This is a genomic window from Mycolicibacterium grossiae (genome assembly GCF_008329645.1).
Lineage (GTDB): Bacteria > Actinomycetota > Actinomycetes > Mycobacteriales > Mycobacteriaceae > Mycobacterium > Mycobacterium grossiae.
Genome location: NZ_CP043474.1, coordinates 4,146,034 through 4,169,273 on the forward strand (window position 1 = coordinate 4,146,034; position 23,240 = coordinate 4,169,273).

20 protein-coding genes are annotated in these 23,240 nt (G+C 72.3%); 14 read left to right on the forward strand and 6 right to left on the reverse strand.

Annotation, left to right across the window (positions count from 1 at the left end; translation table 11 throughout):
* Positions 1-9: 9 nt before the first annotated feature.
* Positions 10-684 (forward strand): urease accessory protein UreG, encoded by a 675-nt coding sequence (gene ureG / locus FZ046_RS19945; protein ID WP_070355168.1) that lies wholly within the window; start codon positions 10-12, stop codon positions 682-684.
* Between the two features lie 7 nt (positions 685-691).
* Positions 692-1,318 carry an urease accessory protein UreD gene (locus FZ046_RS19950; protein WP_070355167.1) on the forward strand — a complete coding sequence of 209 codons (627 nt, stop codon included), beginning with the start codon at positions 692-694 and terminating at the stop codon, positions 1,316-1,318.
* A gap of 30 nt (positions 1,319-1,348) precedes the next feature.
* Here the strand turns inward: FZ046_RS19950 and FZ046_RS19955 are convergent, their stop codons facing one another.
* The 3 genes from FZ046_RS19955 to FZ046_RS19965 form a co-directional block, all read right to left on the reverse strand.
* Positions 1,349-2,731: a type II NADH:quinone oxidoreductase Ndh gene (locus tag FZ046_RS19955; protein ID WP_070355166.1), complete on the reverse strand. Its 1,383-nt coding sequence runs from the start codon at positions 2,729-2,731 to the stop codon at positions 1,349-1,351.
* A gap of 105 nt (positions 2,732-2,836) precedes the next feature.
* Positions 2,837-3,766, reverse strand: coding sequence for an LLM class F420-dependent oxidoreductase (locus tag FZ046_RS19960; RefSeq protein ID WP_070355165.1), 930 nt, complete (start codon positions 3,764-3,766; stop codon positions 2,837-2,839).
* Positions 3,767-3,862: 96 nt separating this feature from the next.
* Complete coding sequence (locus FZ046_RS19965; protein ID WP_070355192.1) at positions 3,863-4,549, reverse strand: SDR family oxidoreductase; 687 nt, start codon at positions 4,547-4,549, stop codon at positions 3,863-3,865.
* A gap of 121 nt (positions 4,550-4,670) precedes the next feature.
* Here FZ046_RS19965 and FZ046_RS19970 point away from each other — a divergent pair, with 121 nt between their 5' ends.
* The 4 genes from FZ046_RS19970 to FZ046_RS19985 all read left to right on the forward strand — a co-directional run bounded on the left by FZ046_RS19970 (position 4,671) and on the right by FZ046_RS19985 (position 8,275).
* Complete coding sequence (locus FZ046_RS19970) at positions 4,671-5,492, forward strand: ABC transporter permease (RefSeq protein ID WP_070355164.1); 822 nt, start codon at positions 4,671-4,673, stop codon at positions 5,490-5,492.
* Positions 5,482-6,618: a sulfate/molybdate ABC transporter ATP-binding protein gene (locus FZ046_RS28330; RefSeq protein ID WP_070355163.1), complete on the forward strand. Its 1,137-nt coding sequence runs from the start codon at positions 5,482-5,484 to the stop codon at positions 6,616-6,618. The genes FZ046_RS19970 and FZ046_RS28330 overlap by 11 nt, the downstream gene beginning before the upstream one ends.
* A 197-nt stretch (positions 6,619-6,815) precedes the next feature.
* On the forward strand, positions 6,816-7,778 hold the full coding sequence (locus FZ046_RS19980; protein WP_149484302.1) for an APA family fibronectin-binding glycoprotein: 963 nt from the start codon (positions 6,816-6,818) through the stop codon (positions 7,776-7,778).
* A 197-nt stretch (positions 7,779-7,975) separates the two neighbouring features.
* Positions 7,976-8,275: a GlsB/YeaQ/YmgE family stress response membrane protein gene (locus FZ046_RS19985; RefSeq protein WP_070353162.1), complete on the forward strand. Its 300-nt coding sequence runs from the start codon at positions 7,976-7,978 to the stop codon at positions 8,273-8,275.
* Between the two features lie 18 nt (positions 8,276-8,293).
* Here the strand turns inward: FZ046_RS19985 and FZ046_RS19990 are convergent, their stop codons facing one another.
* On the reverse strand, positions 8,294-9,085 hold the full coding sequence (locus FZ046_RS19990) for a CPBP family intramembrane glutamic endopeptidase (RefSeq protein ID WP_070353163.1): 792 nt from the start codon (positions 9,083-9,085) through the stop codon (positions 8,294-8,296).
* 95 nt (positions 9,086-9,180) lie between these two features.
* Here FZ046_RS19990 and FZ046_RS19995 point away from each other — a divergent pair, with 95 nt between their 5' ends.
* The 8 genes from FZ046_RS19995 (at position 9,181) to FZ046_RS20030 (ending at position 21,441) form a co-directional block, all read left to right on the forward strand.
* Entirely contained in the window at positions 9,181-11,574 is a 2,394-nt protein-coding gene (locus FZ046_RS19995) for a CaiB/BaiF CoA-transferase family protein (RefSeq protein ID WP_070353164.1), read from the forward strand.
* Positions 11,571-13,049 (forward strand): acetyl-CoA acetyltransferase, encoded by a 1,479-nt coding sequence (locus FZ046_RS20000; protein ID WP_070353229.1) that lies wholly within the window; start codon positions 11,571-11,573, stop codon positions 13,047-13,049. Before FZ046_RS19995 ends, FZ046_RS20000 begins: the two co-directional genes overlap by 4 nt.
* 177 nt (positions 13,050-13,226) lie before the next feature.
* On the forward strand, positions 13,227-14,546 hold the full coding sequence (locus FZ046_RS20005; RefSeq protein ID WP_070353165.1) for an MFS transporter: 1,320 nt from the start codon (positions 13,227-13,229) through the stop codon (positions 14,544-14,546).
* Positions 14,546-15,694: an L-rhamnose isomerase gene (gene rhaI, locus FZ046_RS20010; RefSeq protein ID WP_070353166.1), complete on the forward strand. Its 1,149-nt coding sequence runs from the start codon at positions 14,546-14,548 to the stop codon at positions 15,692-15,694. Before FZ046_RS20005 ends, rhaI begins: the two co-directional genes overlap by 1 nt.
* Before the next feature lies 1 nt (position 15,695).
* Positions 15,696-17,732: a bifunctional rhamnulose-1-phosphate aldolase/short-chain dehydrogenase gene (locus FZ046_RS20015; RefSeq protein WP_070353167.1), complete on the forward strand. Its 2,037-nt coding sequence runs from the start codon at positions 15,696-15,698 to the stop codon at positions 17,730-17,732.
* A 7-nt stretch (positions 17,733-17,739) separates the two neighbouring features.
* Positions 17,740-19,182 carry a rhamnulokinase gene (locus FZ046_RS20020; RefSeq protein ID WP_070353168.1) on the forward strand — a complete coding sequence of 481 codons (1,443 nt, stop codon included), beginning with the start codon at positions 17,740-17,742 and terminating at the stop codon, positions 19,180-19,182.
* 2 nt (positions 19,183-19,184) lie between these two features.
* Positions 19,185-20,426 carry an alpha-hydroxy acid oxidase gene (locus FZ046_RS20025; protein WP_070353230.1) on the forward strand — a complete coding sequence of 414 codons (1,242 nt, stop codon included), beginning with the start codon at positions 19,185-19,187 and terminating at the stop codon, positions 20,424-20,426.
* 4 nt (positions 20,427-20,430) lie between these two features.
* Entirely contained in the window at positions 20,431-21,441 is a 1,011-nt protein-coding gene (locus tag FZ046_RS20030; RefSeq protein ID WP_070353169.1) for a LacI family DNA-binding transcriptional regulator, read from the forward strand.
* A gap of 3 nt (positions 21,442-21,444) precedes the next feature.
* Here the strand turns inward: FZ046_RS20030 and FZ046_RS20035 are convergent, their stop codons facing one another.
* On the reverse strand, positions 21,445-22,215 hold the full coding sequence (locus FZ046_RS20035) for a GolD/DthD family dehydrogenase (RefSeq protein ID WP_070353170.1): 771 nt from the start codon (positions 22,213-22,215) through the stop codon (positions 21,445-21,447).
* Between the two features lie 26 nt (positions 22,216-22,241).
* A complete protein-coding gene (locus FZ046_RS20040) occupies positions 22,242-23,162 on the reverse strand; it encodes a sugar-binding transcriptional regulator (RefSeq protein WP_070353171.1) in 921 nt (306 codons plus the stop codon).
* Positions 23,163-23,240: the final 78 nt, after the last annotated feature.

Consider the following 23,240-nt stretch of genomic DNA (forward strand, 5'->3'; position numbering starts at 1 on the left):
AGGCTGCCCGTGCCCCCACATCTGCTCGACGGCGAACCGCACACCCACGTCGACCGCCCGCGACGGGTCCGCCGGCCCGGCGAGCCGCTGCGCATCGGCATCGGCGGCCCGGTGGGATCCGGCAAGACCGCCCTGGTCGCGGCGCTGTGCCGGCAGCTGCGCGACGAACTCTCGCTCGCGGTGCTGACCAACGACATCTACACCACCGAGGACGCCGACTTCCTGCGCCGCCACGCCGTGCTGCCGGACGAGCGCATCGCCGCCGTGCAGACCGGCGGCTGCCCGCACACCGCGATCCGCGACGACATCACCGCGAACCTCGACGCGATCGACGACCTGATCGCCGGCAATCCGCACCTGGACCTCATCCTGGTGGAGTCCGGCGGTGACAACCTCACCGCGACGTTCTCCTCGGGCCTCATCGACGTGCAAATCTTCGTCATCGACGTCGCCGGCGGCGACAAGGTACCGCGCAAGGGGGGCCCCGGGGTCACGTTCTCCGACCTGCTGGTCATCAACAAGACCGACCTCGCCCCGATGGTCGGTGCGGATCTCGACGTCATGCGCCGCGATGCCGCGAAGGTGCGCGGCGACCGGCCGTTCGTGCTGATCTCGCTGACCGACGACCCGACGGCCGCCGCGGTGCTCGACTGGGTGCACCAGCAGCTGCGCGTACCGGTCTGAGCGGGCCGTGCTCACCGACGTCCTCGTCGTCGCGAGCCCGGGCCGCGAACCCCGCATCGTCTGCACCGGCGGGCTGACCGCACGGCGCACCGAACGCGACACCGTGCACCTGGTGTCGGCGGCGGCGACACCGCTGGGCGGCGACACCGTGTCGATTCGCGTCGTCGTCGAGGACGGCGCGCGGCTGCGGCTGCGCAGCGCCGCGGCGACCGTCGCGCTGCCGGGGGCGTCGACGCTGGAGTCGCACGCCGAGTGGGACCTGCGGGTGGACGGGGACCTCGACCTCGACCCGCAGCCCACCATCGTCGCGGGCGGGTCACGCCACGTCACGCGCACCCGGCTGGCCCTGGGCCCGGGAGCGCGGGTGCGGCTGCGCGAGCGCGCCCAGATCGGGCGGTCCTACGAGGCCGAGGGCTTCTTCTCCGCCGCGTTGCACGCCGACGCGGACGGTCGCCCGCTGCTGCGGCACCGCGTCGAGCTGGGCACCGCGGCCGTCGCCGACGACGTGCTCGGCGCCCCACGGGCCAGCGTCAGCGAACTGCGCTATCCGGAACCGGCATTCGACGGTGCGGGCACGCTGCTGCAACTGGCCGCGGGTGGATCCTTGGCCACCTGGCAGGGGGACCGGCTGTAGCCGCCGCCTCCACTAGAGGCGGCGGCAACGTCAGCTGGCGGCCTTCTCCTCCTGGACCGAGGCGGCGATCTCCTCGAGTTCCTCGATCCTCGTCCTCGCGTAGGCCTGCTGCTCGGTGATGGTCAGCTGGCCGCGCTGGCGCCCGAGGAACGTCACCGACCAGGACAGCAGCGTCGCGATCTTCGTCTTGAAGCCGACGAGGTAGATGAGGTGCAGGCCCAGCCACGCGAGCCAGGCGATGAAGCCGCCGAACTCGAGCTTGCCGACCTGCGCGACGGCGTTGTACTTCGACACCGTCGCCATCGAGCCCTTGTCGAAGTACTTGAACGGCTCGCGGGGCTTCGGCAGGTTGCCGTGCTCGCGCGCCTTCTGCTCGTTGTGCACGATCTTCGCGACGTACTTGGCGCCCTGGATCGCGCCCTGCGCCATGCCGGGCACACCGGGGACGAACGCCATGTCGCCGATGACGAACACGTTCGGGTGTCCCGGGATCGACAGGTCGGGGTCGACCTTGACGCGACCGGCGCGGTCGACCTCGACCTCGGACTGGCTGGCCAGGTCGCGACCGAGCGGGCTGGCCTGCACGCCGGCCGACCACACCTTGCACGCCGAGTCGATGCGCCGGATGGTGCCGTCGCCGTCCTTGACGGTGATGCCGTTGCGGTCGACGTCGGTCACCATGGCGTTGAGCTGGATCTCGACGCCCATCTTCTCCAGCCGGGCGGCGGCCTTCTTGCCGAGCTTCTCGCCCATGGGGGGCAGCACGGCGGGGGCGGCGTCGAGCAGGATCACCCGCGCGTCGGTCGGGTCGATGTGCCGGAAGCTGCCCTTGAGCGTCTGGTCGGCGAGCTCCTGGATCTGGCCGGCCATCTCGACGCCGGTCGGGCCGGCGCCGACGACGACGAAGGTGAGCAGCTTCCTGCGTCGCTCCGGGTCGCTGGACCGCTCGGCCTGCTCGAAGGCACCGAGGATGCGAGCACGCAGCTCGAGCGCGTCGTCGATGGTCTTCATGCCCGGCGCCCACTCGGCGAAGTGGTCGTTGCCGAAGTAGGACTGACCGGCGCCGGCGGCGAGGATCAGCGTGTCGTACGGCGTGCGGTAGGTGTGGCCGAGCAGCACCGAGTCCACCGTCTTCTTCTCCAGGTCGACGTGCGTGACGTCGCCCAGCAGGACCTGCGCGTTGTGCTGCTTGCGCAGGATCAGCCGGGTGGGCGGCGCGATCTCGCCCTCGGAGATGATGCCCGTGGCCACCTGGTACAGCAGCGGCTGGAACAGGTGGTGGGTGGTGCGCGCAATCAACTTGATGTCGACGTCGGTGTGCTTGAGCGCCTTGGCGGCGTTCAGCCCTCCGAATCCCGACCCGATGATGACGACCTTGTGCCTATCCGATGCCGTAGCTCCGGGGTGGCTCATTTCTGCTCCTCGACGGATGACCGCTGTCTGACAACCAGTACAACGTTCAGGTTAGTCGGCGGCCATCCGCCGAGCGCGGTGAGATGCCCCACCGGCACGGGGGGTCTACCCGTGGAGCAGCGGCTTCAAAAGCTCGGCGACGGCGGTGGCGCCACCGGGCTGGTAGCCGTTGAGGCTGGTGACGGGACTGATGATGATGCCGTCGATGCCGACGTCGAGCACCTTGGTCTTGATCTGATCGGCGATCTGCTCGGGGCTGCCGAACACCGCCTGCTGCTTGAAGTCGTCCGGGATGGCGTCGGCGGTGACGTTCTCGTCGATGATCGCGACGACCAGCATGCTGGTCTCCAGCGTCGCCGGGTCGCGGTCGATCTTCTCGCAGTTCTCCTTGACCACCCGAAGCTTGCGCGGCAGCTCGTCGAAGCCGGCGATGACGTTGAGGTGGTCGAAGTGCTTGGCGGCCAGGGGGATGGTCTTCTTCTCGCCGCTGCCGCCGATCATCAGCGGGATGTGGTCGCGGAAGCGTGGCTCGGCCATCGCCTCCTTGGTGCGGTAGTAGGTGCCCTCGACGGTGGGTCGCTCGCCGGCGAGCATCGGAAGGATGATCTGCAGCGCCTCGCCGAGCTTGTTGAACCGGTCGGTGAAGGTGCCGAACTCGTATCCCAGCGAATCGTGCTCGAGTTCGTACCAGCCGGTGCCGATGCCGAGGATGGCGCGGCCGGCGCTGATGACGTCGAGCGTCGTGATGGCCTTCGCGAGCAGGGTGGGCTGGCGGTAGGTGTTGCCGGTGACGAGGGTGCCGAGCTGCACCTTCTCGGTGACGGCGGCCAGCGCGCCGAGGGCGGTGTAGGCCTCCAGCATCGGCTGGTCGGGGGTGCCCAGGCCGGGGAGTTGATAGAAGTGGTCCATCAGGAACACCGAGTCGTACCCCGCCGCCTCGGCCTCCTGTGCCTGGGCGATGACGGTGGGGAACAGCTCCGGGATGCCGGTGCCGTAGCTGAAGTTCGGGATCTGGAGTCCGAGTCGAATGGTCACGGATCAGACCCTAGGCAGCTCCACCGGAACGCGCGCTCCGTTTCGCTTCGGGCGAATCCGGGAATGAATCCGGCCCCGCCAGGACGAGGCCGCCCGTCAGCCGAAGTTGGCCAGCGCGCCGTGGCTCACGTGCAGCGTCTCGCCGGTGATGTGGCGGGCGGCCGGGGTGGTGAGGAACAGCGCGAGGCGGGTGATCTCGGCCGCGACCGACGGGCTCGTCGATCCGACGCCGTCGTAGCCGGGCTCGGCGCCCTTGCCGGTCGCGACCGCGTTGACCGTGATGCCGCGGATGCCGAAGTGCGTGGCCTGACCGGCGGTCCAATTGGAGATGGCGGCCTTGATCGCGGCCTCCGGCCCACCTTCGACGGGGTTGTCCGGGACGACGTTGACGATCGAGCCGCCCGAGCGCAGCTGGTCGCCGAGGACGGCGACCGTCAGCACCGCCGACAGCAACGTCGCGTCGAGGGCCGACCGCCACGCCGTCGCCTGGTCGGCGAGGGTGAACGTGCGGGGGTCACCGCCGGACCACGTCGGCGCCGGCACGTTGACGATGGTGTCCAGGTGGTGCGGCAGCTGGCTGCGCACGGCCTCGACCGCGGCCGGGTCGGTGTTGTCCAGGACGAGCGAGTCGGCGTCGAGTTCCTTTGCGGCGACCTCGAGTTCGTCGCGGCGGGCACCGGCGATGACCACGCGGTGCCCGGCGTCGCGGAAGCCCTCGGCGATGGTCCGGCCGAGTTCGGTGTCACCGCCGGTGACCAATACCTCCGACACCACACCAGCCATCACGACCTCCTCGTGTTCGACGCTGAACCCAGCGAGTCGACCAGCCATGTTACTGGACGGTAGCTAGGTCTCCCATTCGCCACGCGGATGAGGCGGGCCGTCCGGTGGCTAGGGTGCGTCCATGGCCCGTCCCCGCCGCCGCGCGGCCCGCCCCGCGGGCGTGCCGAGGTGGGTGTACGTGCCCGCGACGCTGGGCGCGGCGTTCGTGGTGCTGCCCCTGGTCGCGATCGCCGCACGGGTCGACTGGCCGCGGTTCCTCGCGCTGGTGACGAGCCCCGCCGCGCGGACGGCCCTGGAGCTGAGCCTGCGGACCGCCGCCGCCAGTACGGCGCTGTGCCTCGTGCTGGGCGTGCCGATGGCACTGGTCCTCGCGCGCAGCGATGCCCGCATCGTGCGCTGGACGCGACCGCTGATCCTCCTTCCGCTGGTCCTGCCACCCGTGGTCGGGGGCATCGCCCTGCTGTACGCGTTCGGCCGGCTCGGACTCCTCGGCAGGCACCTCGAGGCGGCCGGCGTGCACCTCGCGTTCACCACCACGGCCGTGGTGCTGGCGCAGACCTTCGTGTCGTTGCCGTTCCTGGTGATCGCGCTCGAGGGGGCGGCGCGCACCGCGGGCACCGACTACGAGCTGGTCGCGGCGACGCTCGGCGCCCGGCCCGGCACCGTCTGGTGGCGCGTGACGCTGCCGCTGCTGCTGCCCGGTCTGGTGTCCGGTGCGGTGCTGGCCTTCGCTCGCGCGCTCGGCGAGTTCGGGGCGACGCTGACCTTCGCCGGCTCCCGCGAGGGCGTCACCCGCACCATGCCGCTGGAGATCTATCTGCAACGCGAGAGCGACGCCGACTCGGCGGTGGCGCTGTCCCTGCTGCTGGTGGCGGTGGCCGCGGTCGTCGTCGTGGGCCTGGGTAGCCGCCGACTGCGCGTGGGCGGGTCCGATGCCTTCTAACACCGCAGCGCCGTCGGGAACCCCGGACCCGGAACCTCCACCACCGGGCCTGGACGTCCGCGCCGTCCTGGCGTCCCGGGACGTCGACGTCGCCCTCGCGGTGCCGCCCGGCGAGGTGCTGGCCGTGCTGGGGCCCAACGGTGCCGGCAAGTCCACGGCGCTGCACGTCGTGGCCGGGACCGTCGCGCCCGACGAGGGGTGGGTGCGGATCGGCGGGCGCACCCTGACCGACACCGGCCGCGGCATCCACGTCCCCACCCACGACCGGCGCGTCGGACTGCTGCTGCAGAAGGCGCTGCTGTTCCCGCACCTGACGGTGGCGGCGAACGTCGCGTTCGGGCCGCGCAGCACGCACCGCCTCGGCCGCCGGTCGTCGCGGGCGGTCGCCGAACACTGGCTCACCGAGGTGGACGCCGCCGACCTCGTCGACCGCAGCGCCCGCGCCCTGTCCGGGGGGCAGGCGCAGCGCGTGGCCCTGGCGCGGGCCCTGGCCGCCGAACCCGACGTGCTGCTGCTCGACGAACCCATGGCGGGGCTCGACGTCGCGGTGGCGACGGCCATGCGGAAGGTGCTGCGCGGCGTGCTGACCCGCGGCCGTCGTTCGGCGGTCCTCGTCACCCACGACCTGCTCGACGTCGTCACGCTGGCCGACCGGGTCGTCGTCGTCGAGTCCGGGCGGGTGGTCGAGGCGGGCGCCGCGACCGACGTGCTGAGCGCACCGCGCAGCTTCTTCGGTGCGCGCTTCGCGGGCGTCAATCTGGTGGCTGGCAGCTACCGCGCCCCGGACACCGTGCAGACGGCGTGGGGGGCGGCGTGGCACGGCGAACCCGGCGGCGACGCGCCGGTCAGCGGCTCGGCGGCCGTCGCGGTGTTCCCGCCGTCGGCCGTGGCGGTCTACCCGCACCGGCCGCACGGCAGCCCGCGCAACACCGTCGAGGTGGTGATCGCCGAACTCGACAGCCGCGGGCCGGCGATCCGGGTGCGCGCCGAGGACCAACCCGACGGTGCGCCGGGCCTCGCCGCCGACGTCACCGCCGACGCCGTCGCCGACCTGCGGCTCGCGCCGGGGGAGCGGGTGTGGTTCGCGGTGAAGAGCCAGGCGGTCACGGTGCACGGGCGCCGGTAACGCGGCGCCGTCGAAGGACGATGAGCAGTCCGTAACCACGGCCCGCGGCACCCGGAACGGCCGGCGCCGCCGTCGGGTCGGCAACTACGTCGATCGGAGGCATTCTGATGCCATTGCGGCACAGCAACTTCGAAGGTCGACACTCGGAAGGTGACGCACGCTTGCGTCCCGGCGGCGACACGGTAGTTTCTTGTTCCATGTACGACCCGGATGCCCGCAGCCGACGACGCCCCGCACTGCCGCGGGCGTTGGCCATCGTGGCGGCCGCCAGCGCGACCGTCGCCTCGCTCGTCCTGCCCGGCGTCGCCCATGCCGAGCCGGCGCCCGCGCCGAGCCCCGCACCCGCCCCGGCCCCCGCGCCGCTGCCGGCACCCGGCCCGCTGATGCAGGCGCCGCCGCCGGCACCCCCGGCACGTCCCGCGCCCGCCGATCCCAACGCACCGGCGCCCGCGCCCGCCGATCCGAACGCACCGCCGCCGGCCGCACCGCCGCCACCGCCCGAGCCCGGCCGCGTCGAGAACGCCGCAGGTGGCTTCAGCTACGTCGTACCCGCGGGCTGGAAGGTCTCCGACCAGACGCAGCTGTCCTACGGTCAGGCATTGCTGACCAAGATCCCGCCGGCCGGCACCGAGCAGGCCCCCACGGACACCAGCGTGCTGCTGGGCCGCCTCGACCTGAAGCTGTTCGCCGGCGCCGAGACCGACAACGCCAAGGCCGCCACCCGGTTGGCGTCCGACATGGGCGAGTTCTTCATGCCGTTCGCCGGCACCCGGATCAACCAGCAGTCCGGGCCGCTCGACGCGGCGGGCGTGCCGGGCTCTTTCACGTCGTACGACGTGAAGTTCACCGACACCACCAAGCCCGACGGCCAAATCTGGGCCGGCGTCGTCGGTTCGACGCCGCCGCCGAACGCCCCGCGCGGGCAGCGGACCCCCGAGCGCTGGTTCGTGGTGTGGCTGGGCACGGCGAACAACCCCGTCGACAAGGGTGCCGCGGCGGCGCTGACGCAGTCCATCCGGCCGTACACGCCCCCGCCGCCGCCTCCGCCGCCGGACCCGAACGCACCGCCGGACCCGAACGCGCCGGCCCCGGCCCGTCCGCGGGTGGGCGTGCCCGTCCCGGTGACCGACGCGCCGCCGGAGATGCAGCCCGCCGGCTGACGCCTGCACCTCGAAGGCCCTGCACGTCGAGGCCCGACACGTCGACACGGAGCCCTTCCCGCACGGGAGGGGCTCCGTTCGCGTCTGCCGCACGTGCACGCGATCGTCGCCGTCCGTGTGCTGATTCGTGACCCCAAGTGGGTACAACGAGAGGACAGCCAGCGTCACGCTGGGCGTCGAGAGGCAGGAGCCTTGTCATGGAGATGATCGCCGCAACCGAGTTCCTGGCCCGGTCGACGACGCAGACCAGCGTCGGGTGGATCGGCTACATCATCATCGGCGCCATCGCCGGGTGGATCGCCGGCAAGATCGTCAAGGGCGGCGGCTCGGGCATCCTCATGAACATCGTCATCGGCGTGATCGGCGCCCTGATCGGCGGCTTCCTACTGAGCTTTTTCCTCGACACCGCGGGCGGCGGCTGGTGGTTCACCCTGTTCACCGCGATCCTCGGCTCGGTGATCCTGCTGTCGATCGTGGGGGCGGTCCAGAGGCGCTGACCCTGCGGCGCGCCCGGCTCAGGTCGAGGCGTGCCAGACCAGGGCGGCGGCCAGCGCGCCGAGCCCGTTGAGCGACCAGTGCAGCGCGATCGGGGCGAGCAGGCTGCCGCTGCGGCCGCGCAGCCAGGTGAAGACGAAGCCGGCCGCTGCGGTGGCGAGCACGGCCAGCACGACGCCGGCGACCATGCCGCCCACCCCGCCGCCGAACAGCCGGGTGAAGCCGGCGTTGCTGCTCGTCAGCCCCAGCGACGTCGCGACGTGCCACAGCCCGAACAGCAGCGAGCCGGCCGCCGCCACGCCGCGGAAACCCCACGCCCGCCCGAGCGTTCCGTGCAGGACGCCGCGGAAGGCGAGTTCCTCGGGGATCACGGTCTGCAGCGGGATGATGATCATCGACGCGAGGACGGCGCCGGACAGCGTCGCGTAGTGGTCGTTCATGAACAGCGGCCGCGTCCACGGCAGGGCGATGCCCACGCCGATGACGGCGGCGACGAGCGCCACCGCGGCGAGGGCGTACCCGGCACCGGAGCGCCAGTGCTCACGACCGAGGCCGAGTTCGGTCCAGCCGATGCCGCGTGATCGCACCAGCGCCACCAGTCCGAGGGCGGCGAGCGGGACGGTCACCACGTTCGCCCACGGCGTCGTGAAGTGTGCGACGAGATTGGTCAGCGCGAGGACCACCACCACGACGCCGATGTCGACGTAGACGCGGTAGTGGTGCAGCGCCGACAGCTGACCGAGCAGCGGGTGCGCGTCGGCGGACGCGGGCGGCGCGGCGGCGAGAGCGGTGGCGGCGAGGGACTCGGACATGACCGGCTCAGTGTAGGGGCGCGACCTGAGACGACCCGTCGTCCGAGGTGGCGGGGCCGGCGGGCTGCGCGGTGCCGTCACGCTAGGGTCTGATCATGCTTGACGCCCGTCAACTCCTGGCCCCGCTGCGGGTCCTGGACGTCGGCGGTCTCGCTTCCGACGGCGTCGGCCGACTGTTCGCCGAGCTGGGCGCCGACGTCCTCAAGGTCGAACCGCCCGGCGGCTCGGCGGACCGGGCGCGCGCGCCACGCGTCGGCGACGTCGGCATCTCGTTCGCCCTGCGCAACGCCGGCAAGCGGTGCACCACGCTCGACGCGTCGCTCGACGCCGACCGCGCGCGCTTCGCCGAGCTGATTGCCGGGTCGGACGTCGTCGTGGACGTGGGCCGGCCCGGGACGTGCGCCGCCTTCGGTGCGCCGCTGACCGAGTTCGCCCGGCGCCACGAGCACCTCGTCGCGGTGAGCCTGACGGACTTCGGCGCGGACGGACCCCGCGCCGGGTGGCAGGCGTCCGATGCGGTGCTGTACGCGATGTCGACCGCGCTGTCGCGGTCCGGTCCCTCGACGGGACGGCCGGTGCTGCCGCCGCCCGGCCTGGCGTCCGCGACCGCCGCCACGCAGGCGGCGTGGGCCGCCCTGGTCGCCTACTACCAGCGCCTGCGCACCGGCCGCGGTGACGTCGTCGACGTCTCGCGGTTCGAGGCGGTGCTCCAGTCACTCGACCCGCCCTTCGGCTCCGAGGGCCAGGCGGCGGTCGGGCTGCGGTCGGCCGCGCAGCTGTGGCGCGGCCGCCCACGCAATCAGCAGATCTTTCCGACGTTCGCCTGCCGTGACGGCTACGTCCGGATGTGTCTGCTCTCGGCGCGGCAGTGGCGGGGCATGCGAGCGTGGCTCGGCGAACCGGAGGAGTTCGCCGATCCCGCGCTGGACGCCATCGCCGCCCGCTACGCCGCCTCCGACCGGCTCAATGCGGCGATCGCCGACCTCTTCGCCGATCGCCGCGCCGACGATCTCGTCGCCGAGGGACACGCGCGCGGCGTGCCGATCGCCGCCGTGCTCACCCCGGCCCAGGCGCTGGCCACCGAGCACTTCCGCGCCGCGGGCGCGCTCACCGCCGTCGACCTCGCCGGAGTGCGCCTCGACGTCCCCGTCGGCGCCGTGGTCGTCGACGGCGTCCACGCCGGACCGCGACGCCTGGCACTGCCGGTCGCCGATGATCCACCCGAGTGGCTCCCGCGCGCCGGGACGTTCGAGGTCCCGCGCGCCGCGTCGTCGTCGCGGCCGTTCTCCGGACTGCGCATCCTCGACCTCGGAGTGATCGTCGCGGGCGGTGAACTCGGCCGGCTCTTCGCCGATCTCGGCGCCGACGTCGTCAAGGTGGAGAGCACGGCGTACCCGGACGGGCTGCGCCAGACCCGCCCCGGGCAGGCCATGAGCCGGTCCTGGGCGCTGACCCACCGCAACGAGCGCAGCCTCGGCCTCGACCTGCGCCATCCCGACGGCGCGGCGCTGTTCCGCCGCCTGCTGGCGACGGCCGACGCGCTGTTCGCCAACTTCCGGCCGGGGACGCTGAACGCGCTGGGCCTGTCGCCGGAGGAGCTGCGCGCCGTCAACCCCCGCCTGGTGCTGGCCGAGAGCAGCGCCTTCGGCGCCGACGGTCCGTGGAGTTCTCGGATGGGATACGGGCCGCTGGTGCGCGCCACCACCGGGGTGAGCCGGTCGTGGATCGACCGGCAGCCGTACGCCGACGACGTCGCCGAGGGCTTCTTCGACGCGACGACGATCTTCCCGGACCACCTCGCCGCCCGGGTCACGGCGATCGGCGCGCTCGCGGCGCTGCTCGCGCGCACCGACGCCGCCGCCCGCGTGCACGTGTCGCAGGCCGAGGTCGCCGTCGGCGCGCTGGCGACGTCGTTCGTCGCGGACGCCGCGGGCGTCGCCGCATCGGGGACCCGCACGATGGCCGACACGGACCTCGACGTGGTGTTGCCCTGCGCGGGGGACGACGAATGGTGCGTGGCGTCGGTCGCGACCGACGCGCACCGCAGCGCACTGGCACGCCTGCTCGGCCTCGACGTGCGGTGCGCCGAGTCAACGCCCGCCGAGTCAACGCTCGTCGAAGCGCTGCGCCGCTGGGCCGCCCGGCGGGATCCGGAGGCAGCGTGCACGGCGCTGCAGGAGGCGGGCGTGCCCGCCGGCCCGATGCTCCGTGCGGCCGACGTGCCGGCCGACCCGCAGGTGCTCGCCCGCCGGGTGTACGCCGAGATGGCACATCCGCTGTTCGCCGAGCCGCTGCCGGCCGAGACCCGTCCCGCCCGGTTCGGGCGCATCGCCGACGCGGAGCTGCGCCCCGCGCCGATGCCCGGCGAACACACCCGCGAGATCTGCGCCGAACTCGGCATGACCGGCGCCCAGATCGACCACCTCCTCGACACGGACGTCGCATTCGCGTGGTCCGCCGCCACGACACCCGAAAGGCTCGCCCCGTGAGCATCGACCCCCGCACGCCCGTCCTCGTCGGCTACGGCCAGGTGACCCAGCGGGAGTCCGACCCGTCGGTCGAGCCCGTCGACCTGATGGAGTCGGCCGCCCGCGCGGCCGCGGATGCGCGCGTGCTGGAGGCGGTGCGCTCGGTGCGCATCGTCAACCTGCTGTCCTGGCGCTACCGCAATCCCGGTCTGCTCCTCGCCGAGCGCCTCGGCGCGTCGGCGGCCGAGGGCCGGTACACGCCCATCGGCGGCAACGTGCCGCAGGCCCTGGTGAACGAGGCGTGCCTGGACATCCAGGCCGGCCGCGTCGACGCGGTCCTGATCGCCGGGGCGGAGACCTGGCGCACCCGCTCGCGGGTCCGCTCCTCGGGCGGGACGCTCGACTGGACCGTGCAGGACGACGGCGTGCCGGTGCCCGCCGGCGCGGACGACCAGTTCCTGCTCGCCGGCGAGGTGGAGATCCGGATCAAGCTCGACCGGCCGTCGTACGTCTACCCGATGTTCGAGCAGGCGATCCGCATCGACGCGGGGGAGACCGCCGACGAGCACCGCCGCCGCATCGGTGCGCTGTGGTCCCGGTTCAGCGAGGTCGCCGCAGGCAACCCGCACGCGTGGAGCACCGAAGCCGTTGCCGCCGAGGACATCTGGCAGCCCAGCGCGGCCAACCGCATGGTGTCCTGGCCCTACACCAAGCTCATGAACTCGAACAACATGGTGGACCAGGGCGCCGCGCTGGTGCTCACCTCGGCGCAGCGTGCCACCGAACTCGGGATCTCTCGGGACCGCTGGGTCTTTCCGTACGCGGGCACCGACGCGCACGACACCTATCTGATCGCCGAGCGGGACGCCTTCCACCGGTCGCCGGCGATCCGCATCGCCGGGGCGCGGGCGCTGCAGCTGGCGGGCGTCGCGGTCGACGACGTCGACCTCGTCGACGTGTACTCCTGCTTCCCGTCGGCGGTGCAGGTGGCGGCGCGTGAACTCGGCCTGCCGCTGGACGATCCGGCGCGGCCGCTCACCGTCACCGGCGGCCTCACGTTCGCCGGGGGACCGTGGAACGACTACGTCACGCACTCGATCGCCACGATGGCCGAACGCCTCGCCGCCGCACCGGACGCGGTGGGGCTGATCACCGCCAATGGTGGCTACCTCACCAAGCACAGCTTCGGCGTCTACAGCGCCACCCCGCCGGGCCGCGAGTTTCGTTGGCAGGACGTGCAATCCGAGGTCGACGCCGAGCCGACGCGGGTCGCCGAGGGCGACTGGGAGGGCACCGGCACGGTCGAGACCTGGACCACGCCGTTCACCCGCGAGGGCGACCCGGAGAAGGTCTTCGTCGCCGTCCGCACCCCCGCGGACACCCGCGCGCTGGCGGTGCTCACCGACCCCGCCGACGCCGCCGCCAGCGTCACCGAGGACATCGCCGGCGCGACGGTGACCGTCTCCGCCGGCGGCACCGCCCACCTCGTCTCCTAGCGATTTCGGCGCGCTCGCGTTCGCTCACCGAACGAAAGCGCGCCGAAATCGCCGGAGAAGGCGGGGTGTTGACGTCACGCCGACGGCGTGAGTATGGTCCAGGTCACGTATTGAAACGTTTCAACGCGTGATCGCAGCGTGGCGGCCCGGGCGGGTCGACCGACCCCGAGGACGACCATGAGACTGGGCGCACGCACCACCACCGGGTGGCGGGCGACGATCGCCGTCGCCATGAGCAACTACATCGAGGCGGGATCGATCATCGCGATCGCCACCAGCCTCGGCTTCTGGCAGGCCGAGTTCGGCCTCGGCGACTTCGCGGTCGGTCTGCTGGCGGCGTTGAGCGCCAACGCCTTCGGCGCGGCGATCGGTGCCATCCTCGGCGGCCCGCTGTGCGACCGGTACGGCCGCAAGGCGATCTACACCTACGACCTGCTGGTGTACATGGCCGGCGTGCTGCTGGCGGCGTTCGCGGTGAACTACGCGATGCTGCTGGCCGCGTTCGTGATCACCGGCATTGCCGTCGGCGCGGGCGTCCCGGCGTCGTGGACCTACATCGCCGAGCAGGCGCCGTCGTCGGGCCGGGCAAAGCACGTCGGCACCGCGCAGCTGGCGTGGTCGACGGGACCGCTCATCGGGTTCGCCCTCGCCGCGGCGCTCTCGCCGCTCGGCCTGCTGGGCTCGCGCATCGTCTTCGTGCACCTGTTCGTGGTCGCCGCCGTGGTGTGGTGGGTGCGCCAGGGCCTCGCCGAGTCCGAGATCTGGACCGAGGAGGGCCGCGGCGCGATTCCCCGGGCCGGCACGCCCACATCGGCGACGTTGGGCGCCCACGGGTTGCGGGGACTGTTCTCCCGCCAGGTCAACGTCACGGCGCTGCTGTTCCTGGGCGGCATCTATTTGTTCTGGAACACCGTCGCCGGTCAGGCCGGCATCTTCATGCCCCGGGTCTACGACACCGCCGGACTGCACAGCCCGGTGGCGCAGAACCTGCTGCAGGTGCTGGTGTGGGGATGCACGGTGGCCGCCACCTACTTCGGCTTCATGCGCTACGCCGACCGGATGAGTCAGCGCCTGCTGTACGTGATCGGAGCCGCGCTCGGCGTGGCCGGATGGATAGTGCTGGTGGCGTTCACCAGCGGCGGCGTGCCGACCATGCTGGCGTTCGCCGTGCTGTGGGGCGTCTCGGCGGGCATCGGCGCACAGGCCTTCTACGGCCTGTGGGCCAGTGAACTGTTCGCTACGCCCTACCGCGCCAGCGCCCAGGGCGTCATGTTCTGCGTCGTGCGCAGCGTCACCGGACTGCTGAGCTACTTCTTCCCGACGCTGCTGGCGGTGACCGGCCTGACCGGCGTCGGCCTGCTGCTCATCGGTCTGCTCACCGTCGCGCTGGTGATCGGCGCGGTGTGGGCACCGGCGACGCGCGGTAAGTCGTTGCGGCAGATCGAGATCGAACGCTACGGACGGGCGCACAGCCCCGCGACGGAGGTCCCTGCCTGATGCACGCGCTCCTGGACGAGTTGCGGATCGAGCTGCCGTCGTGGGCGTTCGGTAATTCCGGCACCCGGTTCAAGGTGTTCGGCACGCCGGGCACCCCGCGCACCGTGTGGGAGAAGATCGCCGACGCCGCCACCGTGCACCGCGTCACCGGCCTCGCGCCGACGGTGGCACTGCACATTCCGTGGGACCGCGTCGACGACTACGCGGCGCTGGCGGCCCACGCCCGGGAGCACGGCGTCGCGCTGGGCACCATCAACTCGAACACGTTCCAGGACGACGCCTACAAGTTCGGCAGCCTCACCCACGTCGATGCGACGGTGCGGCAGAAGGCCATCGATCACCATCTGGACTGCATCGAGGTGATGCACCAGACCGGCTCGCGGGACCTCAAGATCTGGCTGGCCGACGGCACCAACTATCCCGGCCAGGGCGACATCCGCGGCCGCCAGGACCGGCTCGCCGCATCGCTGGCGACCATCTACCGGCACCTCGGCGAGGACCAGCGCATGGTGCTCGAATACAAATTCTTCGAACCGGCGATGTACATGACCGACGTCCCGGACTGGGGCACCGCCTACGCCCAGGTGAGCGCCCTGGGCGAGCGGGCCGTGGTGTGCCTGGACACCGGACACCACGCGCCGGGCACCAACATCGAGTTCATCGTCGCGCAGCTGCTGCGGCTGGGGAAGCTCGGCTCCTTCGACTTCAACTCGCGCTTCTACGCCGACGACGATCTGATCGTCGGCGCCGCCGATCCGTTCCAGCTGTTCCGCATCATGTTCGAGGTCGTGCGCGGCGGCGGGCTCGATGCGAGATCGGGCGTCGCGCTCATGCTCGACCAGTGCCACAACGTCGAGGCGAAGATCCCCGGCCAGATCCGCTCGGTGCTCAACGTCCTCGAGATGACCGCGCGCGCCCTGCTCGTGGACGTCGACGGCCTCGTCGCGGCGCAGGAGGCCGGCGACGTCCTGGGCGCCAACGGCATCGTCATGGACGCCTTCTACACCGACGTCCGGCCGGCGCTGGCGCAGTGGCGTACCGAGCGCGGCCTGCCCGCCGACCCGATGCGGGCCTTCGCCGAATCCGGCTACCAGCAGGCCATCGACGCCGAACGCGTCGGCGGCACCCAATCCTCGTGGGGAGCATGACATGACCAACCCGACCGTCGCCCACCTGATCGCCCGGTCGCACCGCCTGGGCGCCGATCCGAAGAACACCAACTACGCCGGCGGCAACACCTCGGCGAAGGGCTCCGAGACCGACCCGGTGACCGGCGCACCCGTGGACCTGCTGTGGGTCAAGGGATCCGGCGGCGACCTCGGCACCCTCACCCCAGGCGGTCTCGCGGTGCTGCGGCTGGACCGCCTGCGCGCGCTGGCCGACGTCTACCCGGGCGTCGAGCGCGAGGACGAGATGGTCGCGGCGTTCGACTACTGCCTGCACGGGCGCGGCGGCGCCGCACCGTCGATCGACACGGCGATGCACGGACTGCTCGACGCCGCCCACGTCGACCACCTGCACCCCGACTCGGGCATCGCGCTCGCCACGGCCGCCGACGGCGAGGCCCTGACCAAGCAGATCTTCGGCGACCGCGTCGTGTGGGTTCCGTGGCGGCGGCCCGGTTTCCAGCTCGGCCTCGACATCGCCGAGATCGCGCGAGCCAATCCGCAGGCGATCGGCACCATCCTGGGCGGGCACGGCATCACCGCGTGGGGGGAGACGTCCGCGGAGGCCGAAGCCCGCTCGCTCGAGATCATCGACACCGTCGCGCGCTTCATCGAGGCCACCGGCCGCCCGCAGCCCTTCGGCGCGCCGCTGGACGGCTACGGCGCACTGCCCGACGCGCAGCGACGCACCAAGGCCGCCGAGCTGGCCCCCTTCCTCCGCGGCCTCGCCTCGACCGACAAGCCCCAGGTCGGCCACTTCACCGACGACCCGCGCGTGCTCGAATTCCTCTCCTGCGCCGAGCATCCGAGGCTCGCAGCGCTGGGGACCAGCTGCCCGGACCACTTCCTGCGCACCAAGGTCAAGCCCCTGGTGCTGGACCTGCCCGCCGACGCGTCCGTCGACGACTGCCGTACCCGGCTGGCCGAATTGCACGAGGCCTACCGCGCCGACTACCGGGCGTACTACGAGCGGCACGCGGAACCCGCCAGCCCGCCGATCCGGGGCGCCGACCCCGCCATCGTGCTGATCCCCGGCGTCGGCATGTTCAGCTACGGCAAGGACAAGCAGACCGCCCGGGTGGCGGGCGAGTTCTACCTCAATGCGATCAACGTGATGCGCGGCGCGGAGGCGATCTCCGCCTACACCCCGATCGACGAGGCGGAGAAGTTCCGCATCGAGTACTGGGCGCTGGAGGAGGCCAAGCTGGCGCGGATGCCGAAGCCGAAGCCGCTCGCCACCCGCATCGCCCTGGTCACCGGCGCGGCGAGCGGCATCGGCAAGGCCATCGCCACCCGGCTCGCCGCCGAGGGCGCGTGCGTGGTGATCGCCGACCTCGACGCGGCCAAGGCCCAGGCGGCGGCGTCGGAGATCGGCTCCGCGGACGTCGCGATCGGCATCGCCGCGGACGTCACCGACGAGGACGCCGTCCAGGCCGCCGTCGACGCATGCGTCCTCGCCTTCGGTGGCATCGACATCGTGGTCAACAACGCCGGCCTGTCCCTGTCGAAGTCGCTGCTGGAGACCACGGCCGCGGACTGGGACCTGCAGCACGACGTCATGGCGCGCGGGTCGTTCCTGGTGAGCAAGGCCGCCGCCCGGGCGCTGATCGACCAGAAGCTCGGCGGCGACGTCATCTACGTCTCGAGCAAGAACGCGGTCTTCGCCGGACCCAACAACATCGCGTACTCCGCGACGAAAGCCGATCAGGCACACCAGGTGCGGCTGCTGGCCGCCGAACTCGGCGAGCACGGCATCAAGGTCAACGGCATCAATCCCGACGGTGTGGTGCGCGGGTCGGGCATCTTCGCCGGCGGCTGGGGCGCCAAGCGTGCCGCCGTGTACGGGGTCGCCGAAGAGGACCTCGGGACGTTCTACGCGCAGCGGACGCTGCTCAAGCGCGAGGTGCTGCCCGAGCACGTCGCCAACGCCGCGTTCGCCCTGTGCACGTCGGACTTCTCGCACACCACGGGGCTGCACGTGCCGGTGGATGCGGGCGTCGCCGCCGCCTTCCTGCGATGAGACGGCGATGAGCGCTCGCGTGGGCCGATTCCTCGCCGTCGACCTCGGCGCGACGAGCGGACGGGTGATGTCCGCCGAGGTCGGCCCGGGCACGCTGCGGATGTCGGCGGTGCACCGCTTCCCCAACGAGCCGGTCTACCTGTGGAACGGCGGGCGCACGGCGATGCACTGGGACCTACCCGCACTGTTCGCACAGGTGTGCGCCGGGCTGGCGGCGGCGTCGCGCGACGGCGGTGCGGTGACGAGCGCAGGCGTGGACTCCTGGGCGGTGGACTACGGGCTGCTGCGCGGCGGGACGCTGCTGGGCCTGCCGTACCACTACCGCGACGACCGGTGCGCCCGCGGCGCGGACGTCGTCCACGCCGCGATGGACCAGTCGGAGGTGTTCGCGCGCAACGGCTTGCAGTTCCTGGCGTTCAACACGATGTTCCAGCTCGCGGCCGACGGGCTGCTCGACGTGGCCGACGCGGCCCTGCTGGTCCCAGACCTCGTCGGCTACTGGCTCACCGGCCGCCTGGGCACCGAGCGGACCAACGCCTCGACCACCGGGCTGCTCGGCGTCGACGGCCGGTGGGACACCGCGCTGGAATCGGCGATCGGCGTGCCGGCCGGGCTGTTTCCCGCCCTCGCCGAGCCGGGTGACGACCTCGGCGGGGTGCTGCCCGACCTCGCCGTACGCACCGGCATCGCGACGGACCTGCGCGTGACGACGGTGGCGTCGCACGACACCGCGTCGGCCGTCGTCGCCGTGCCGATGGCGGCGGAGTCGGCGGCCTACGTGTCGTGCGGCACGTGGGCACTGGTGGGCGTGGAACTCGAACGCCACGTGCTCACCGCGCAGGCCGAATCGGCGAACTTCACCAACGAGGTGGGTGCCGACGGGCGAATCCGATTCCTGCGCAACGTGATGGGCCTCTGGCTTCTCAGCGAGTCGGTCCGGCACTGGGAGCGCGACGGCCCGAGGGTCGACCTCGAGGACCTCCTCGAGCGGGCGGCGGCGTGCCCGCCACCGGCGGCGGTGTTCGACGCCGACGATCCGCGCTTCGTCGCACCCGGCGACGTCCCGGAGCGCATCCGGGGCTGGTACGCCGAGCGCGGGCTGCCGGCGCCGCGGGAGCGCGTCGAGACCACGCGCGCCATCGTCGAGAGCCTGGCGGCCGGGTTCGCCCGCGGCGTCACCCAGGCCGCCGAGCTGTCCGGGGTGCCGGTGGCCACCGTGCACCTGGTCGGGGGCGGGGCGCGCAACCGATTGCTGTGCCAGCTGGTCGCCGACCGCCTCGGCATGCCGGTGGTCGCCGGACCGGTCGAGGCCACCGCAGTCGGTAACGTACTGGTCCAGGCCCGCGCGCACGGCGTGCTCCACGGCGACGTGGACGCGTTGCGCGGCACGATGGCGTCGGCGCTACCCACCGAGAGATACGCACCACGCGTGACCGCCAGGAGGACGTGACCATGAAGCGACGGATACCGAGCAGGCACGATCTGGCGCCGCTGCTGCGGTTCCAGAAGCCGGAGTTCGACGCCACCCGCCGGCGGCTGGCCCGGGCGCTGACCATCGAGGACCTGCGCCGCATCGCCCAGCGCCGCACGCCCCGCGCGGCATTCGACTACACCGACGGGTCGGCGGAGGCCGAACTCTCGATCGCCCGCGCCCGCCAGGCGTTCGCCGACGTCGAGTTCCACCCGGCGATCCTGCGGGACGTGTCGAAGGTGCGTACCGGCTGGGACGTCCTCGGCGCTCCGGTCAGCCTGCCGTTCGGCATCGCCCCGACCGGCTTCACCCGGATGATGCACACCGAAGGCGAGATCGCCGGTGCGCGGGCGGCGGCGCGGGCCGGCATCCCGTTCTCGCTGTCCACGATGGGCACCACCACCATCGAGGACGTCAAGGCCGCGAACCCGCTCGGCCGCAACTGGTTTCAGCTGTACATGTGGAAGGACCGGGACCGTTCGATGGCGCTGGTCGAGCGTGCGGTCGCGGCCGGCTACGACACGCTGCTGGTCACCGTCGACGTACCGGTCGCCGGGGCGCGGTTGCGGGACAAGCGCAACGGCATGTCGATCCCGCCCGCACTGACGCTGCGCACCGTGGCCAACGCCGTCCCGCGGCCCCGGTGGTGGATCGACTTCCTCACCACCGAGCCGTTGTCGTTCGCATCGCTGGACCGCTGGTCGGGCACGGTCGCCGAACTGCTGGACAGCATGTTCGACCCGACGGTGACGTTCGCGGACCTGGCCTGGATCCGCGCGCAGTGGCCCGGCCGGTTCGTCGTCAAGGGCATCCAGACCGTCGCCGATGCGCGCGCCGTCACCGACCTCGGCGTCGACGGCGTCCTGCTGTCGAATCACGGTGGGCGACAACTTGACCGGGCGCCGGTGCCGTTTCACCTGTTGCCCGACGTGGTGGCCGAGGTGGGCCGCGACGTGGAGATCCTGCTCGACACCGGCATCCTGTCCGGCGCCGACGTCGTCGCGGCGATCGCCCTGGGGGCGCGTTTCACGCTGATCGGCCGGGCCTATCTGTACGGCCTGATGGCCGGCGGAGAGGCCGGCGTCGACCGGGCCATCGCCATCCTCACCGAGCAGGTCGAGCGGACGATGCGACTGCTGGGGGTGACGTGCCTCGAGGAGCTCACCCCCGCCCACGTCACGCAGCTGGTGCGGCTCGCGCCGCGGGTCCGGTCGGGGGAGTAGCCCGGTGGCGGCCGGGATCCGCGACGTCGCCGCGGCGGCCTCGGTGTCGGTGGGCACGGTGTCCAACGTGCTCAACGCCCCCGAGCGGGTGGCGCCGGACACCGTGGCGCGCGTGCACGCCGCGATCGAGCGACTCGGCTTCGTCCGCAACGACGCCGCCCGTCAGCTCCGCGCCGGCCGGTCGCGCTGCGTCGGTCTGCTGGTGCTCGACGTCGGCAACCCGTTCTTCACCGACGTCGCGCGCAGCGCCGAACGCCGGGCCGCACAGCAGGATCTGGTCGTGCTGCTCGGCACCTCCGACGACGACGCCGGCCGGGAGCGGGCGTATCTCGACACCTTCGACGAGCAGCGGGTGTTCGGCCTGCTGATCTCGCCGGTGGGCGACGACCTCGACCGCCTGCGGGTCCTGCACGGTCGCGGCGTCCCGGTGGTGCTGGTGGACCGCGACGGTGCGGGCACGCCGTTCCCGTCGGTCGCGGTCGACGACGTCGCGGGCGGGCACCTCGCCGTGACGCATCTGTGCGAGCAGGGTCGCCGCCGGATCGCCTACGTCGGCGGCCCGGCCGGCCTGCGTCAGGTGGCCGACCGCCTCGCCGGCGCCCGCGCGGCCGCCGCCGCCCACCCGGGCGCGGCCGTGGAGGTGCTCGCCACCGACGAACTGAGCGTGCTCGCGGGTCGTACTGCGGCCGAACGTCTGCTCGCCCTGCCGCCTGCTAACCGGCCCGACGCGGTGTTCTGCGCCAACGACCTGCTGGCCATCGGCGTCCTGCAGGGCCTCGCGGCGGCTGGCGCGTCGGTGCCCGGGGACGTGGCCGTGATCGGCTACGACGACATCGACTTCGCACGCTCGACGAGCGTGCCGCTGTCCTCGATCCGACAACCCGCGGCCGACATCGGCGCCACGGCGGTCGACCTGCTGCTGGTCGCCGCCGAGACCCCCGAGGCCGAGCCGCGGCACGTGGTGTTCACCCCCGAACTCGTCGTCCGGGACTCCACTGTCACCCCGGCGCCGTGACGGCTACTTGATCGTGTAGCCGCCGTCGACGACGAGGTCCGCTCCGTTGACCATCGCTGCGGCGTCCGAGGCGAGATACACGGCAGCGGCGGCGATCTCGGCCGGGTAGGCGAAGCGTCCCGCGGGGATCAGCGTCTTCAGCGCCTCGCCCTTGGGGTTGTCCCAGGCCTTGATGCCGAGGTCGGTGAGCACCACGGTGGGGGAGATGCTGTTGGCCCGCACGCCGCGCCCGGCCCACTCGGTGGCGAGCACCTTGGTGATGCCCAGCACGCCGAACTTCGACGCGCAGTAGGCGACGTGCTGGTCGATCGCGACGCTGGCGGCCTGCGAGGCGAGGTTGACGATGGCGCCGCGGCCGGCCGACAGCATGTGCCTGCCGACCTCCTGACACATCAGGAAGGTCCCCTTGAGGTTGATCGCGATGGTGGCGTCCCAGTCGGCCAGCGTCAGCTCCTCGGCCGGCGCCAGTCGGGCCACGCCGGCACTGTTCACCAGCACGTCGATGCGGCCGAATTCGGCGATCACCGCGTCGACGGCAGTGGTCACCGAGGCGGGATCGCTGACGTCGCAACCGAATCCGCGGCTCTTTGGCAGACTCTCGGCGTGCTCGGCGGCGCCCGAGCCGTTCAGGTCGACCACGGCGATGCGGGCGCCCTTGGCGGCGTACGCCGACGCGATGGCGGCGCCGATGCCGGAGGCGCCGCCGGTCACGAGGGCGACCTTGTCCTCCAGACGGAAGTCGAGGTCCACCACGGGCTCGGTCGAATCGGTCACGGTCGTTCCCTTCGGTCGGTGCTGCGTCAGGCGAGCACTGCTGCGGCGATGTCACTGTCGGTGACGAGCGAGGAGACCAACCCGGATCGCAGCACGGCGCGCGTCGCGATCGCCTTCTCCGGTCCCGTGGCCAGCGCGATGCGGGTCGGGATCGCGCGCAGCAGGGTCTCGTCGATGCCCATGCGGCGCTGGTCGAGTCCGGCCACCCGGTTCCCGTCGTCGTCGAGCAGCAGCGCGCAGGTCTCGGCCACCACGCCGGCGGCGTTGAAGTCGGCGCACTCCTCGTCGGGCAGCGAGCCGTGCACCTGCGACGCGCCGGGACGCCAGGCGCCGACCGACACGACGGCGCAGGTGACCTTCTCGTGGTGGGCGAAGGTCTCGCGGATCTGCGGGTTCACGCCCAGGCTCTCGGCGGTGCGGGCGTCCGGCACCACCAGCGGCGCGTACAGCGGCCAGGCGTCACCGCCGCTGACCTCGCTGATCCGACGGACCAGATCCACCCCACTGTGGGTGATGGCGCCCGCCATCCCGGTCAGCTGCACGACGTCGCACCGCGGCAGCGCGGTCAGGTGGCCGGCGATGGTGGTCAGCGTGCGCCCGCAGTCGACCCCGATCACGTCGCCGTCGCGCAGGATCGACTGCAGCAGTTCGGCCATGGCCTTGGCGACCGCGTCGACGCGGTCGGCGGCGTCGCTGGTCTCGGCCGCCACCGCGTAGGCGTGTTCGAGGCCGTACTTGCGTTGCAGCGCCGTGGACAGCTCGACGTCGATGGCGCCCGGATTGTGGATCTTGATCTCCACCATGCCGGACTCGATGGCCTCGTCGAGCATGCGCGCGACCTTGAAGCGCGAGAGCCCGAACTCCTCGGCGATCTGGATGCGGGTGCGGCCCTCGAGGTAGTAGCGCCGGGCGATCACCGCGCGCTGGAACAGCTCATCGGGTCCCACGATGCCCCTTCCGTGCTCCGCACGAAGCCCCTCTCGTGCTCTGCTGACCAGCGCCTGACGCGCGGTTGCACATATGTG

Excerpts from the sequence above, each read along its gene's own strand:
- FZ046_RS20015 (WP_070353167.1), top strand. The coding sequence starts at position 15,696 with ATGACCAACCCGACCGTCGCCCACCTGATCGCCCGGTCGCACCGCCTG.
- FZ046_RS20020 (WP_070353168.1), top strand. The coding sequence starts at position 17,740 with ATGAGCGCTCGCGTGGGCCGATTCCTCGCCGTCGACCTCGGCGCGACG.
- FZ046_RS19985 (WP_070353162.1), top strand. The coding sequence starts at position 7,976 with ATGGAGATGATCGCCGCAACCGAGTTCCTGGCCCGGTCGACGACGCAG.
- FZ046_RS19970 (WP_070355164.1), top strand. The coding sequence starts at position 4,671 with ATGGCCCGTCCCCGCCGCCGCGCGGCCCGCCCCGCGGGCGTGCCGAGG.
- FZ046_RS28330 (WP_070355163.1), top strand. The coding sequence starts at position 5,482 with ATGCCTTCTAACACCGCAGCGCCGTCGGGAACCCCGGACCCGGAACCT.
- rhaI (WP_070353166.1), top strand. The coding sequence starts at position 14,546 with ATGCACGCGCTCCTGGACGAGTTGCGGATCGAGCTGCCGTCGTGGGCG.
- FZ046_RS20025 (WP_070353230.1), top strand. The coding sequence starts at position 19,185 with ATGAAGCGACGGATACCGAGCAGGCACGATCTGGCGCCGCTGCTGCGG.
- FZ046_RS19980 (WP_149484302.1), top strand. The coding sequence starts at position 6,816 with ATGTACGACCCGGATGCCCGCAGCCGACGACGCCCCGCACTGCCGCGG.
- FZ046_RS19995 (WP_070353164.1), top strand. The coding sequence starts at position 9,181 with ATGCTTGACGCCCGTCAACTCCTGGCCCCGCTGCGGGTCCTGGACGTC.
- FZ046_RS19990 (WP_070353163.1), bottom strand. The coding sequence starts at position 9,085 with ATGTCCGAGTCCCTCGCCGCCACCGCTCTCGCCGCCGCGCCGCCCGCG.
- FZ046_RS20005 (WP_070353165.1), top strand. The coding sequence starts at position 13,227 with ATGAGACTGGGCGCACGCACCACCACCGGGTGGCGGGCGACGATCGCC.
- FZ046_RS19965 (WP_070355192.1), bottom strand. The coding sequence starts at position 4,549 with ATGGCTGGTGTGGTGTCGGAGGTATTGGTCACCGGCGGTGACACCGAA.
- FZ046_RS19955 (WP_070355166.1), bottom strand. The coding sequence starts at position 2,731 with ATGAGCCACCCCGGAGCTACGGCATCGGATAGGCACAAGGTCGTCATC.